This window comes from Pseudomonas syringae group sp. 247E2 (assembly GCF_032587795.1).
Lineage (GTDB): Bacteria > Pseudomonadota > Gammaproteobacteria > Pseudomonadales > Pseudomonadaceae > Aquipseudomonas > Aquipseudomonas amygdali.
Genome location: NZ_JAWHPK010000001.1, coordinates 457,012 through 469,744 on the forward strand (window position 1 = coordinate 457,012; position 12,733 = coordinate 469,744).

14 protein-coding genes are annotated in these 12,733 nt (G+C 57.4%); 10 read left to right on the forward strand and 4 right to left on the reverse strand.

Annotation, left to right across the window (positions count from 1 at the left end; genetic code table 11):
* Positions 1-7 precede the first annotated feature (7 nt).
* The 3 genes from RYC18_RS02165 (at position 8) to cysN (ending at position 3,746) form a co-directional block, all read left to right on the forward strand.
* Positions 8-766 carry a Nif3-like dinuclear metal center hexameric protein gene (locus RYC18_RS02165; protein ID WP_002555072.1) on the forward strand — a complete coding sequence of 253 codons (759 nt, stop codon included), beginning with the start codon at positions 8-10 and terminating at the stop codon, positions 764-766.
* A 153-nt stretch (positions 767-919) separates the two neighbouring features.
* Positions 920-1,837, forward strand: coding sequence for a sulfate adenylyltransferase subunit CysD (gene cysD, locus RYC18_RS02170; protein WP_002555071.1), 918 nt, complete (start codon positions 920-922; stop codon positions 1,835-1,837).
* A gap of 10 nt (positions 1,838-1,847) precedes the next feature.
* Positions 1,848-3,746: a sulfate adenylyltransferase subunit CysN gene (gene cysN / locus RYC18_RS02175; protein ID WP_005744998.1), complete on the forward strand. Its 1,899-nt coding sequence runs from the start codon at positions 1,848-1,850 to the stop codon at positions 3,744-3,746.
* 202 nt (positions 3,747-3,948) lie between these two features.
* On the opposite strand, the gene RYC18_RS02180 is transcribed toward cysN, so the two are convergent.
* Positions 3,949-4,392, reverse strand: a complete 444-nt coding sequence (locus RYC18_RS02180) for a YhcB family protein (RefSeq protein WP_004656562.1) — start codon at positions 4,390-4,392, stop codon at positions 3,949-3,951.
* Positions 4,393-4,537: 145 nt separating this feature from the next.
* Between RYC18_RS02180 and RYC18_RS02185 the strand changes: the two genes are divergently transcribed.
* The 3 genes from RYC18_RS02185 to zapE all read left to right on the forward strand — a co-directional run bounded on the left by RYC18_RS02185 (position 4,538) and on the right by zapE (position 7,713).
* Positions 4,538-5,167 carry an alpha/beta hydrolase gene (locus RYC18_RS02185; RefSeq protein WP_316882612.1) on the forward strand — a complete coding sequence of 210 codons (630 nt, stop codon included), beginning with the start codon at positions 4,538-4,540 and terminating at the stop codon, positions 5,165-5,167.
* Between the two features lie 39 nt (positions 5,168-5,206).
* The gene (locus RYC18_RS02190) at positions 5,207-6,556 is read left to right on the forward strand and encodes a tryptophan--tRNA ligase (protein WP_002555067.1); all 1,350 of its coding nucleotides are present in this window, start codon (positions 5,207-5,209) and stop codon (positions 6,554-6,556) included.
* A gap of 62 nt (positions 6,557-6,618) precedes the next feature.
* Positions 6,619-7,713 carry a cell division protein ZapE gene (gene zapE, locus RYC18_RS02195; RefSeq protein ID WP_002555066.1) on the forward strand — a complete coding sequence of 365 codons (1,095 nt, stop codon included), beginning with the start codon at positions 6,619-6,621 and terminating at the stop codon, positions 7,711-7,713.
* A gap of 58 nt (positions 7,714-7,771) precedes the next feature.
* Here the strand turns inward: zapE and RYC18_RS02200 are convergent, their stop codons facing one another.
* On the reverse strand, positions 7,772-8,719 hold the full coding sequence (locus RYC18_RS02200) for a GlxA family transcriptional regulator (RefSeq protein ID WP_316884149.1): 948 nt from the start codon (positions 8,717-8,719) through the stop codon (positions 7,772-7,774).
* A 453-nt stretch (positions 8,720-9,172) separates the two neighbouring features.
* Between RYC18_RS02200 and rplM the strand changes: the two genes are divergently transcribed.
* From rplM to RYC18_RS02220, 4 genes are all read left to right on the forward strand, one after another.
* A complete protein-coding gene (gene rplM / locus RYC18_RS02205; protein WP_002555065.1) occupies positions 9,173-9,601 on the forward strand; it encodes a 50S ribosomal protein L13 in 429 nt (142 codons plus the stop codon).
* Between the two features lie 14 nt (positions 9,602-9,615).
* Positions 9,616-10,008 carry a 30S ribosomal protein S9 gene (rpsI, locus tag RYC18_RS02210; protein ID WP_002555064.1) on the forward strand — a complete coding sequence of 131 codons (393 nt, stop codon included), beginning with the start codon at positions 9,616-9,618 and terminating at the stop codon, positions 10,006-10,008.
* Positions 10,009-10,289: 281 nt separating this feature from the next.
* Positions 10,290-10,907 (forward strand): glutathione S-transferase N-terminal domain-containing protein, encoded by a 618-nt coding sequence (locus RYC18_RS02215; protein WP_004656548.1) that lies wholly within the window; start codon positions 10,290-10,292, stop codon positions 10,905-10,907.
* A gap of 17 nt (positions 10,908-10,924) precedes the next feature.
* A complete protein-coding gene (locus tag RYC18_RS02220; RefSeq protein WP_004656546.1) occupies positions 10,925-11,335 on the forward strand; it encodes a ClpXP protease specificity-enhancing factor in 411 nt (136 codons plus the stop codon).
* Positions 11,336-11,395: 60 nt separating this feature from the next.
* On the opposite strand, the gene RYC18_RS02225 is transcribed toward RYC18_RS02220, so the two are convergent.
* The gene (locus RYC18_RS02225) at positions 11,396-11,974 is read right to left on the reverse strand and encodes a BON domain-containing protein (protein WP_002555060.1); all 579 of its coding nucleotides are present in this window, start codon (positions 11,972-11,974) and stop codon (positions 11,396-11,398) included.
* Positions 11,971-12,564: a phosphoheptose isomerase gene (locus RYC18_RS02230; protein ID WP_002555059.1), complete on the reverse strand. Its 594-nt coding sequence runs from the start codon at positions 12,562-12,564 to the stop codon at positions 11,971-11,973. The genes RYC18_RS02225 and RYC18_RS02230 overlap by 4 nt, the downstream gene beginning before the upstream one ends.
* Positions 12,565-12,733 lie beyond the last annotated feature (169 nt).

Here is a 12,733-nt window from a genome sequence, read left to right on the forward strand (position 1 = left end):
GTCTTTTATGGCTGTTGCCCTGAGCACCCTGGTCGAAGAAGCCGACCGCTATCTGAACAGTGCCCGGATTCAGGATTATTGCCCTAATGGCCTTCAGGTCGAGGGTCGGCCTCAAGTGATGCGCATCGTCAGCGGCGTGACGGCCAGCCAGGCATTGCTGGACGCTGCCGTAGAGGCTCAGGCTGATCTGATTCTGGTCCATCACGGTTATTTCTGGAAAGGCGAAAACCCCTGTGTTGTCGGCATGAAGCAGCGTCGCCTGAAAACTCTGCTCAAGCACGACATCAGCCTGCTTGCCTACCACCTGCCGCTGGACGTGCACCCTGAAGTGGGCAATAACGTGCAGCTGGCACGTCAGTTGGACATCACTGTCGAAGGCCCGCTGGACCCCGAAAATTCGCGAGTGGTCGGCTTGATCGGTTCGTTGTCCGAACCCATGACGCCGCGGGATTTTGCCCGTCGCGTGCAGGATGCGCTGGGGCGTGAGCCATTGCTCATCGAAGGCAGTCAGATGATTCGCCGTGTCGGCTGGTGCACGGGCGGTGGTCAGAACTACATTGATCAGGCAGTGCTGGAAGGCGTCGATCTGTTCCTGAGTGGCGAAGCGTCGGAGCAGACATTCCACAGCGCACGGGAGAACGACATCAGCTTCATCGCGGCCGGTCATCACGCCACCGAGCGATATGGCGTTCAGGCCCTGGGTGATTACCTGGCCCGACGCTTTGCACTCGAGCATATCTTCATCGACTGCCCGAACCCAATTTGAACGATCAAACAGCAGGGCATATGCATAGATCGTTTCGATCTAGCTGCATCGCTGATTAGCGATATCACGCATGTTAAAGTGCTCGGCTCGAATACGGCCCGCAGGCCGCCCCGGGGTTTCCCGGTCCATAACGAACGCAATCCGTGAGTAGCCATGGTTGACAAACTGACGCATCTGAAACAGCTGGAGGCGGAAAGCATCCACATTATCCGCGAGGTCGCCGCCGAGTTCGATAACCCGGTGATGCTGTACTCGATCGGCAAGGATTCGGCCGTGATGCTGCACCTGGCGCGCAAGGCATTCTTCCCCGGTAAATTGCCATTTCCGGTCATGCACGTCGATACTCGCTGGAAATTCCAGGAGATGTATCGTTTTCGCGACAAGATGGTCGAGGAAATGGGCCTGGACCTGATCACTCACATCAACCCCGATGGTGTGGCGCAGGGCATCAACCCCTTCACCCACGGCAGCGCCAAACATACCGACATCATGAAGACCGAGGGCCTGAAGCAGGCGCTCGACAAGCATGGTTTCGATGCCGCTTTCGGCGGTGCCCGGCGCGACGAAGAAAAGTCCCGGGCCAAGGAACGCGTCTATTCGTTCCGCGACAGCAAACATCGCTGGGACCCTAAAAACCAGCGCCCCGAGCTGTGGAATGTCTATAACGGCAACGTCAACAAAGGCGAGTCTATCCGGGTGTTCCCGCTCTCCAACTGGACCGAGCTGGACATCTGGCAGTACATCTACCTTGAAGGCATCCCTATCGTGCCGCTGTACTTCGCCGCCGAGCGCGACGTGATCGAGAAGAACGGTACGCTGATCATGATCGACGACGAGCGCATCCTCGAGCATCTCACCGATGAAGAGAAGTCGCGCATCGTCAAGAAAAAGGTCCGTTTCCGCACGCTGGGTTGCTACCCGCTGACCGGTGCTGTCGAGTCCGAAGCGACCAGCCTGACCGACATCATTCAGGAAATGCTGCTGACACGAACTTCCGAACGCCAGGGCCGGGTCATTGACCATGACGGTGCCGGCTCGATGGAAGAAAAGAAACGTCAGGGTTATTTCTAAGGGGTGTCACATGTCGCATCAATCTGATTTGATCAGCGAGGACATCCTCGCCTATCTGGGCCAGCACGAACGCAAGGAAATGCTGCGCTTTCTTACCTGTGGCAACGTCGATGACGGCAAGAGCACGCTGATCGGGCGTCTGCTGCATGACTCGAAGATGATCTATGAAGATCATCTTGAAGCCATCACCCGGGACTCGAAGAAGTCCGGCACCACCGGCGATGACGTCGATCTGGCGTTGCTGGTGGATGGTCTGCAGGCCGAGCGGGAGCAGGGCATCACTATCGATGTTGCCTATCGCTATTTCTCCACGGCCAAGCGCAAGTTCATCATTGCCGATACGCCGGGCCATGAGCAGTACACCCGTAACATGGCCACCGGCGCTTCGACCTGTGACCTGGCGATCATTCTGGTGGACGCGCGCTATGGCGTACAGACCCAGACCCGTCGTCACAGCTATATCGCCTCTCTGCTGGGCATCAAGCACATCGTCGTCGCCATCAACAAGATGGACCTCAACGGCTTCGATGAGGGCGTGTTCGAGTCGATCAAGGCCGATTACCTGAAGTTCGCCGAGGGTATCGCGTTCAAGCCGACCACCATGGCGTTTGTTCCAATGTCGGCGCTCAAGGGCGACAACGTGGTGAACAAGAGCGAGCGTTCGCCCTGGTACACCGGCCAGTCGCTGATGGAAATTCTCGAGACCGTCGAAATTGCCAGCGACCGCAACTATGCGGACCTGCGATTCCCGGTGCAGTACGTCAACCGTCCAAACCTGAACTTCCGCGGTTTCGCCGGTACGCTGGCCAGCGGTATCGTGCACAAGGGCGACGAGATCGTCGTGCTGCCGTCGGGCAAGAGCAGCCGTGTGAAGTCCATCGTCACTTTTGAAGGCGAACTGGAGCAGGCCGGTCCGGGGCAGGCCGTGACGCTGACCATGGAAGACGAGATCGACATTTCCCGCGGTGATCTGCTGGTGCATGCCGACAACGTCCCACAGGTCAGCGATGCGTTCGACGCGATGCTGGTGTGGATGGCCGAAGAGCCCATGCTGCCGGGCAAGAAGTACGACATCAAGCGCGCTACCAGCTATGTGCCGGGCTCTATTGCCAGCATTACTCATCGGGTCGATGTGAACACGCTGCAGGAAGGCCCTGCCAGCTCGTTGCAGTTGAACGAGATCGGACGCGTCAAAGTCAGCCTCGATGCGCCCATCGCGCTGGACGGCTATGACAGAAACCCCACCACTGGCTCGTTCATCGTCATCGATCGTCTGACCAATGGCACTGTGGCAGCGGGCATGATTATTGCCAAGCCGGTTTCAGGCGGTGGCTCGCAGCATCATGGCGAGCTGGCCCACGTCTCTACTGAAGAGCGTGCGCAGCGTTTCGGTCAGCAGCCGGCTACCGTATTGTTCAGCGGCCTGTCCGGCGCAGGCAAAAGTACGTTGGCGTATGCGGTCGAGCGTAAGTTGTTCGACATGGGCCGTGCGGTCTATGTGCTGGACGGTCAGAACCTGCGTCATGACCTGAACAAGGGCTTGCCACAGGACCGTGCCGGGCGTACCGAGAACTGGAGCCGTGCCGCCCACGTGGCGCGCCAGTTCAACGAAGCTGGCCTGCTGACCCTGGCTGCCTTTGTGGCGCCGGATGCCGAGGGCCGTGAGCGCGCCAAGGCGCTGATCGGCAAGGATCGTCTGCTGACCGTCTATGTTCAGGCGTCGCCAGCAGTATGTCGCGAGCGTGACCCGCAAGGCCTGTATGCCGCTGATGGCGACAATATTCCTGGCGAGTCCTTTCCGTATGACGTGCCGCTGAATGCCGATCTGGTGATCGACACGCAGACACTCAACCTGGAAGAAAGCGTTAAACAGGTGCTTGATCTGCTGCGCAGCCGCGGCGCGATCTGATACGCATGCAGGCGTGAAAGCCCAATGGTTTTCAGCGCCTGCATTGGCCTCTTCGCGAGCAAGCTCGCTCCCACAATGGTGCGCACGCACGATCTTGTGGGAGCGACCGGCGTGGCAATCCGCATTGCTCGCGAAGGGGTAGGGCACAAAAAAGCCCGCTGCAGATGTTCTCTGTAGCGGGCTTTTGTGTGGCTGTGAATCCTTACCTTTTCAGGCCGTAATGCTCATCCAGCATTCCAGGCGTGTTGGGCGACTTGGGGGCGTAGTCCTTGGGTGTCTCGGTGTCGCGCGGAGGGGTCAGGCGGTCGCGATGATCGCGGTGCGCATGATTGGCCTCAGGGTGCAGGGCGGCCAGCAAGCGTTGGCGGGTCAGCTCGTCGAGAGCCAGACGGTTGGCGCCCTCGGCAAGGTGTTCCTGAACATCCTGATAGCTCTGCGAAAGCTTCTGTACCAGATTGGCCGTGCTGTTGAAGTGCGTGACTACCTCGTTCTGATAGGTGTCGAAGCGCTCCTGAATGTTGTCCAGCTGGCGCTGGGTGCTGTTCGGAACGGTGTTGGGCAGCAGGCGCGCTACCAGAAAACCAATGACGACACCGGCCACCAGGGCGAGCGTCGGCAACAACCAGACTAAGAGCGAGTGTTCCACGAGTCCTTCCTCTATAAACGGCTTTGCTTTACGTTAACGGCTGGAACCTGCGCTGTATACCCGCGACGTATCGTTGATATGCAAGCCGCAGACAATCAGCTAGACGAGTCGACCCATTTCGAGGTCACGGAGTTCTGTTTTGCTCATGCGTGAAACCCCATTATTTATCGATGGCCCAGAAGGCCAGCTCGAAGCGCTGTATCAGGATGTACCCGACGCCCGAGGCGTTGCACTGATCTGCCATCCTAACCCGATACAGGGTGGAACGATGCTCAATAAAGTCGTCTCGACGTTGCAGCGTACCGCAAGGGATCAAGGTCTGATCACCTTACGCTTCAATTATCGCGGTGTCGGTGCCAGTGCCGGTACGTCGGTCGCAGGGCCAGGTGAGATCGATGATGCCCAGGCTGCCGCCAAGTGGCTGCGTGCGCAACATCCTGATCTGCCCATGACTCTGTTCGGTTTTTCTTTCGGTGGCTACGTTGCCGCCAACCTGGGCGGTCGTCTTGAGGGGCAGGGTGAAAAACTGACGCATTTGTTTCTGATTGCTGCAGCGGCCTCGCGGCTCAAGGATCAAAGCGTCTTGCCGCAAGCCTGCCCGCTGACGATCATTCAGCCAGAAGACGATGAAGTGATCGATCCTGAAACGGTGTATGCGTGGTCGGCCGCGCTGCAACGCCCCCATGAGCTGCTGAAAGTGGCAGAATGCGGACACTTTTTTCACGGCAAGCTGACCGATCTGAAAGATCTGCTTCTGCCGCGACTTTCCAACTGATTGCAGCCCGTATTGCATCCTTTAGATAAGCGACCTGCCATGACCACTCGTATCCTGACCGGTATCACGACCACCGGCACTCCCCATCTGGGTAACTACGCGGGCGCGATTCGCCCGGCCATTGTCGCCAGCCGTCAGAGCGATTTCGACTCGTTCTACTTTCTGGCCGACTACCACGCGTTGATCAAATGCGATGACCCGCTGCGCATTCAGCGCTCGCGTCTGGAAATCGCTGCGACCTGGCTGGCGGCTGGCCTTGATGTTGATCGTGTGACCTTCTATCGCCAGTCGGACATTCCAGAGATCCCGGAACTGACCTGGCTGCTTACCTGCGTGGCGGCCAAGGGCCTGCTTAATCGCGCGCACGCCTACAAGGCATCAGTGGACAAGAACGTCGAAGGTGGCGAGGACCCGGATGCAGGCATCACCATGGGACTGTACAGCTATCCGGTACTGATGGCCGCTGACATTCTGATGTTCAATGCGCATCAGGTTCCGGTGGGGCGCGACCAGATCCAGCACGTTGAAATGGCCCGCGACATCGGCCAGCGGTTCAATCACCTGTTTGGCAATGGCAAGGAATTCTTTGTCATGCCCGAGGCCTTGATCGAAGAGAGCGTCGCCACGCTACCCGGTCTGGACGGGCGCAAGATGTCGAAAAGCTACGACAACACCATTCCGTTGTTCAGCAGCGCCAAGGAGATGAAAAGCGCCATATCGCGCATCGTCACCGACTCGCGCGCGCCGGGTGAAGCGAAGGATCCGGACACCTCGCACCTGTTCACCCTGTATCAAGCGTTTTCGACGGCAGAGCAGTGCGCTGAATTCCGTTCCGATCTATTGCAGGGGCTGGGCTGGGGCGAAGCGAAGAATCGTCTGTTCACCTTGCTGGATGCGCAATTGAGCGAGCCCCGTGAAAAATATCTGAGGCTGATCGAGCGTCCTGCCGATCTCGAAGATATCCTGCTCGCCGGCGCGCAGAAGGCACGCCGGGTTGCCACTCCGTTTCTGGAGGAGCTGCGTGAGGCGGTGGGCCTGCGCTCGTTCCGCGCCACGGTGCAAAACGCCGATACCGGCAAGAAAAAGGCTACCAAGGGCGCTCGTTTCGTCAGCTTCCGTGAAGACGACGGCAGCTTCCGTTTCCGCCTGCTGGCCGCCGATGGCGAGCAGCTGCTGTTGTCGCGCAATTTTGCCGACGGCAAGGCGGCCGGCATCGCCAGCAAGCAGTTGCAGCAGGGCGGTGAGCTGGATCTGCGCAGTGAAGCCAATGGTTTCACGCTGTGGCTGGACGGCGAGTGTGTAGCCGATAGCCCGGAGTTCGCCGATGCCATTGCGCGCGACAACGCGATTCAAACCCTTAAGCTGGCACTTGCTCCTCAACAGGACTGATTGCCAATCCCCGGGGTCGTCGCTACAGTGACGACCCGTTTTTGTTGCCTTGCTAACGAATTATGACGCCCCTAGAACGATATCAATCTGATCTGAAACGCCCGGACTTCTTTCACGATGCCGCGCAGGAAAACGCTGTGCGCCATTTGCAGCGCCTGTATGACGATCTGGTTGCCGCTCACGACAGCAAGCCCGGCCTGTTCGGCAAGCTGTTTGGCAAGAAAGAGCCGACTCTGGTCAAGGGTTTGTACTTCTGGGGGGGCGTGGGCCGTGGCAAGACCTACCTGGTCGACACGTTCTTTGACGCGCTGCCGTTTCAGGACAAGGTCCGTACGCACTTCCACCGCTTCATGAAGCGCGTGCACGAAGAGATGAAGACCCTCAAGGGCGAGCGAAATCCGCTGACGATCATCGCCAAGCGTTTTTCCGACGAGGCACGGGTTATCTGTTTCGACGAGTTCTTTGTTTCCGACATCACCGATGCCATGATTCTGGGCACGCTGATGGAAGAACTGTTCAAAAATGGCGTAACGCTGGTGGCAACCTCCAATATCGTTCCGGACGGTTTGTACAAGGACGGCCTGCAACGCGCGCGTTTCCTGCCTGCAATTGCGCTGATCAAACAGAACACCGACATCGTCAACGTCGACAGCGGCGTCGATTACCGTCTGCGTCACCTGGAGCAGGCTGAGCTGTTTCACTTCCCGCTCAACGAAGTTGCGCAGGAAAGCCTGCGCAAAAGCTTCAAGGCCCTGACCCCGGATTGCGCCGAAACCATCGAAAACGATGTGTTGATGATCGAAAACCGCGAGATCCGTGCCCTGCGTACGTGTGATGATGTGGCCTGGTTCGACTTCCGCGAGCTGTGCGACGGGCCACGTAGCCAGAACGACTACATCGAGCTGGGCAAGATATTTCATGCTGTGCTGATCAGTGGCGTCGAGCAGATGGACGTTTCTACCGATGACATCGCCCGACGTTTTATCAACATGGTCGACGAGTTCTACGATCGCAACGTCAAGCTGATCATTTCAGCCGAGGTTGAGTTGAAGGACCTGTACACCGGTGGCCGGTTGATGTTCGAGTTTCAACGCACCCTGAGCCGTCTGCTGGAAATGCAATCCCACGAATTCCTCTCGCGGGCGCATAAGCCCTAGCAGCGACTGCAAGCGGCAAGTTTCAAGCTGCACGCTTGAAGCTCGCCCATGCTGCAGCTCACAGCTTTTCCTTCTGGCTCTCGAACTGCTGCCGGTACTGGTTAGGTGACAGCTCGGTGTGTTGGCGAAACAGCCGGGCGAAGAAGCTGGCGTCGTCATAGCCCACCTCGTAGCTGATGGTCTTGATGCTTTTGCGAGACCCTGACAGCAATCCCTTTGCCGTTTCGATCCTCAGCCGTTGCAGGTAATGCAGCGGCTTGTCACCGGTTGCGGTCTGAAAGCGGCGCATGAAATTGCGAATGCTCATACCGTGCTCTCGGGCCACATCTTCAAAGCGGAACTTGTCGGCAAAGTGCTCTTCCAGCCAGTGCTGAATCTGCAGAATCACCACGTCCTGATGCAGTTTCTGCCCGCCAAAGCCTATGCGGCCCGGTGAGTAGGTGCGGCGTACCTCGTAAAGAATATCGCGGGCCACGGCCTGCGCGACGTTGGCACCGCAGAACCGCTCGATCAGGTAGATGTAGAGGTCGCACGCTGACGTCGTGCCCCCTGCGCAGTACACGTTATCGGCGTCAGTCAGGTGCTTTTCCTGGTTGAGCAGCACCTTGGGGTAGCGTTCGGCAAATGCACCGAAGAAGCGCCAGTAGGTAGTCGCTTCCTTGCCGTCGAGCAATCCTGCCTCGGCAAGCCAGTAGACCCCGGTGGCTTCGGCGCAGAGTACGGCACCGTTGGCGTGTTGCTCACGCAGCCAGGGCAGGATCTGAGGGTAGCGTTCGCGCAGGGTTTCAAAATCATCCCAAAAGGCCGGGATAACGATGATGTCGCTTTGGCACAGCGCGCCGTCGACTGGCAATGTGACGTCGCTGAAGCTGCTGACGGAGAGTCCGTCCGGGCTGACGAGGCGGGTTTCGAAAGCGGGCACCAGGCCCTGGCCCAGTTGTTTGCTGTAGCGCAGGCTGGCTAAGTGGAAGAAGTCTTTGGCCTGCATGACCGTCGAGGCAAACATCTTGTCGGTGGTTAGAATGCTTACGCGGCGCAGCAGAGTGGCGTGTTGGATCGGCATAATCGTTATTCTTATATGGGTAAATGGTCAAGCAACGGCTGGATCGTCTTATTTTTTGTCGGGTGTGTCCAGCCTCCTCATGGCAGGATCTCTGCGAGAGGTGCGCATGATGGCTTTGTGCTAAGCGGGTAAATATCCGCCAATCCACGCCTCGCAGGCAATAAACAGAATGTGAACAAAAAATCCGGTTGAGGTTATTTTTACAGTCTGTATAATCCGCCAGCTCTTTGCAGTGGAAGTGATGCGCCGTCTGCCGAAGAATCTTGCCGTATAACGGACGCGCTGACCCGAGCCCCCGATAGCGTCTGTTTCCGGCTGCCTTTGACTTGTCAAAGTACGCACTATTCAGTAAGATCCGCCGTCTAATTTTCAGGGCGGCCCCTGAGGCTATAAAGAATGAAAACTTTTACTGCTAAACCGGAAACAGTTAAGCGCGACTGGTTCGTCGTCGACGCTGCTGGTCAGACCCTGGGTCGTCTGGCCACCGAAATCGCGAGCCGTCTGCGTGGCAAGCACAAACCGGAATACACTCCGCACGTTGATACCGGCGACTACATCGTCGTGATCAATGCCGAGCAGATCCGCGTTACTGGTGCCAAAACCACCGACAAGATCTACTACTCACACTCCGGTTTTCCGGGCGGGATCAAGTCGATCAACTTCGAAAAGCTGATCGCCAAAGCTCCTGAGCGCGTGATCGAGACCGCGGTCAAAGGCATGCTGCCTAAGAACCCGCTGGGTCGCGACATGTATCGTAAGCTGAAAGTCTATGCGGGCGCTGTACACCCTCATACTGCTCAGCAGCCCCAAGAACTGAAGTTTTAACGGAATAGTTCATTATGTCGGCGACTCAAAATTACGGCACTGGCCGTCGCAAGACCGCAACCGCTCGCGTTTTCCTGCGTCCGGGTACTGGTAACATCTCGATCAACAACCGCTCCCTGGACAATTTCTTCGGTCGCGAAACTGCCCGCATGGTAGTTCGTCAGCCGCTGGAACTGACCGAGACAGTTGAAAAGTTCGACATCTACGTCACCGTTATCGGTGGCGGTGTAAGTGGTCAGGCTGGCGCAATCCGCCACGGTATCACTCGCGCTCTGATGCAATACGACGAGACTCTGCGTGGCGCTCTGCGTAAAGCAGGCTTCGTGACTCGCGATGCTCGTGAAGTTGAACGTAAGAAAGTCGGTCTGCGTAAAGCGCGTAAGCGTCCGCAGTACTCGAAGCGTTAATTCGTTCTTCGTTCAAAGAAAGAACGTCCATCCCCTCGCGGGGCTGGGCGTTTTTTTATGGGTGTGATTTTTGCGGTCGAGGTGTTTTCAAGCTGGGCGTGTCACGTCGATATTGCGAGATTTATAAGCCTGTCGGCGAAGATTACAGAATTTACATCGCGTAAATGAGCTATCTTGTGGCCCGCGACGAACACCTGTCCTGTTGCGTTCATTATCGGATGCGCCCTTAAGGCGTATTCGTTCGTCTGTCCGATAAATTTTAACAAGCGAGGAGGATCGCCATGGGCGTGACCAACCGGTTGGCCTGCTACTCCGACCCCGCCGACCACTATTCTCATCGTGTGCGTATTGTGCTCGCCGAGAAGGGTGTCAGCGCCGAAATCATTGAGGTTGTGGCAGGTCGTCATCCGCCGCAGCTGATTGAAGTAAATCCGTATGGCAGCTTGCCGACTCTTGTTGATCGTGACCTGGCGTTGTACGAGTCGACGGTGGTGATGGAATACCTGGATGAGCGCTATCCGCATCCGCCCTTGCTGCCTGTCTATCCCGTGGCTCGCGCCAACAGCCGTCTGCTGATCCATCGCATCCAGCGAGACTGGTGTGGCCTTGTGGACCTGATCCTTGATACGCGCAGCAAAGAGCCTGCTCGTGTTCAGGCGCGCAAGGAGCTTCGTGAAAGTCTGACTGGGGTTTCACCGTTGTTCGCGGAAAAAGCTTTTTTCATGAGCGACGAGCTAAGTCTTGTTGACTGCTGTCTACTCCCCATACTCTGGCGTTTGCCAATTTTGGGTATTGAATTGCCGCGGCCTGCCAAGCCGTTGCTTGATTACATGGAGCGCCAATTTGCGCGTGAGGCTTTTCAGGCGAGTCTGTCTGCTGCCGAACGTGAAATGCGCTAAGGCTTAAGGAGCCGTTAATGAACTCCAGTCGCCCTTATCTTGTTCGCGCTCTCTATGAGTGGATCGTCGATAACGATTGCACCCCGCACGTGCTGGTCAATGCGGATTACCCCTCGGTACAGGTCCCGCAAGGGTTTGCCAATGACGGGCAGATTGTCCTGAATGTTTCGCCAAGTGCGGTGCGTCATCTGCATATGGATAACGAGGCCGTCAGCTTCGAAGGCCGCTTCGGCGGTGTGCCACACACGCTTTATGTGCCTGTAGCTGCCATCCTGGGCATTTATGCCCGTGAGAACGGTCAGGGTATGGTTTTCGATCTGGAGCCTTCCATGGATGAGGGTGAGGAAATCGAGATCGAAGATGATACTCCGCCCGACAGCGAGCCACCGCGCCCGAGCGGTCGGCCGAGTCTGAAGGTCGTGAAGTAAAAAATGCGCAATAAAAAAGGCGATCTCCGGATCGCCTTTTTTTCGCCTGCCAGTTACCCGTCAGTCGATGTACTCAAACAGTTTGACGATCTTCTGCACGCCGGAAACGCCCTGTACCAGGTTGGTGGCGCGATTGGCTTCATCCTGAGTCACCAGGCCCAGCAGGAACACAATACCGTTCTCGGTCACCACCTTGATGCGCGAGCCGGGGATGGATGCGTCGGCAATCATCTGGCTTTTGATCTTGGTGGTCAGCCAGGCATCGTTGTTACGCGCCAGCAGCGAAGAGGGCGCCATGACCTGTAGCTCGTTGTTGACCTTCTTGACTCGCTGGACCGAGCTGGCGGCCTGTTCGGCAATTGCCTTGAGGTCGGCGCGGGGTGTCTGGCCAGCCAGCAGCACGATGCCGTTGAAGCTGGTCACAACGATGTGCGAGCCTTCTGCGAGATCAGGGTTGGCTTTGGAAATGTTGACGGCTGCCTTGGTCTCGATCAGCGAGTCATCGATCTTGCTGCCGAAGGTGCGGGTGCCGCGATCATCTTCGATCGGCTTGTCGCGAGTGGCCGTGATCACCGAGCTGCATCCGGTGACACTCAGGCACAGTGTCAGAACCAATAGGCTGAGACGATTAGGGGTCATTCTTCACTCCCGAACAGTTGGCTGTCGATCAAATCGCAAAGGCAATGGATCGCCAGCAGATGGACTTCTTGTATGCGTGCCGTGACATTGGCAGGTACGCGGATCTCCACGTCCTCGGGCAATAGCAGGGAAGCCATGCCGCCACCGTCGCGTCCCGTCAATGCTACGACAATCATTTCGCGATCATGTGCGGCCTGGATGGCCTGAATAATATTTGCCGAGTTACCGCTGGTAGAAATAGCCAGCAACACATCGCCTGGCTGGCCCAGTGCGCGGATCTGCTTGGAAAAGATTTCGTTGTAGCTGTAATCGTTGGCGATCGAGGTGATCGTCGAGCTGTCGGTTGTCAGGGCTATGGCTGGCAGGCTCGGCCGCTCGCGCTCGAAACGGTTGAGCAGTTCCGAGGAAAAGTGCTGTGCATCGCCAGCCGACCCGCCGTTGCCGCACGCGAGCATCTTGCCCTCGTTGAGCAGGGCATTGACCATGACCTGACTGGCTTGCTCGATATAGGGTGCAAGGACTTCCATCGACTGTTGCTTGGTTTCGATGCTGGCCTGGAACAGCCGGCGAATTCGGGATTGCATGTCCATCAATGTGACCTTAATTAGAGCGTACGGCGGCGGGACGGATGCGCCGGGTTCTCCCGGGAGCTATCCGGCACACAAGGTGTGCAGCCGGCAAAACAAATAGCGAAATCGGTGAGCGTAGAAGCTATTGCAGATCATCAGCACGGCGGAGCTGCTTTGCTCGAGCGCAAGG

Coding starts and splice junctions, on each gene's coding strand:
- cysN (WP_005744998.1), top strand. CDS start 1,848: ATGTCGCATCAATCTGATTTGATCAGCGAGGACATCCTCGCCTATCTG.
- RYC18_RS02215 (WP_004656548.1), top strand. CDS start 10,290: ATGGGCGTGACCAACCGGTTGGCCTGCTACTCCGACCCCGCCGACCAC.
- RYC18_RS02230 (WP_002555059.1), bottom strand. CDS start 12,564: ATGGACATGCAATCCCGAATTCGCCGGCTGTTCCAGGCCAGCATCGAA.
- RYC18_RS02220 (WP_004656546.1), top strand. CDS start 10,925: ATGAACTCCAGTCGCCCTTATCTTGTTCGCGCTCTCTATGAGTGGATC.
- RYC18_RS02190 (WP_002555067.1), top strand. CDS start 5,207: ATGACCACTCGTATCCTGACCGGTATCACGACCACCGGCACTCCCCAT.
- RYC18_RS02165 (WP_002555072.1), top strand. CDS start 8: ATGGCTGTTGCCCTGAGCACCCTGGTCGAAGAAGCCGACCGCTATCTG.
- RYC18_RS02225 (WP_002555060.1), bottom strand. CDS start 11,974: ATGACCCCTAATCGTCTCAGCCTATTGGTTCTGACACTGTGCCTGAGT.
- zapE (WP_002555066.1), top strand. CDS start 6,619: ATGACGCCCCTAGAACGATATCAATCTGATCTGAAACGCCCGGACTTC.
- RYC18_RS02185 (WP_316882612.1), top strand. CDS start 4,538: ATGCGTGAAACCCCATTATTTATCGATGGCCCAGAAGGCCAGCTCGAA.
- rplM (WP_002555065.1), top strand. CDS start 9,173: ATGAAAACTTTTACTGCTAAACCGGAAACAGTTAAGCGCGACTGGTTC.
- rpsI (WP_002555064.1), top strand. CDS start 9,616: ATGTCGGCGACTCAAAATTACGGCACTGGCCGTCGCAAGACCGCAACC.
- RYC18_RS02200 (WP_316884149.1), bottom strand. CDS start 8,719: ATGTTTGCCTCGACGGTCATGCAGGCCAAAGACTTCTTCCACTTAGCC.
- cysD (WP_002555071.1), top strand. CDS start 920: ATGGTTGACAAACTGACGCATCTGAAACAGCTGGAGGCGGAAAGCATC.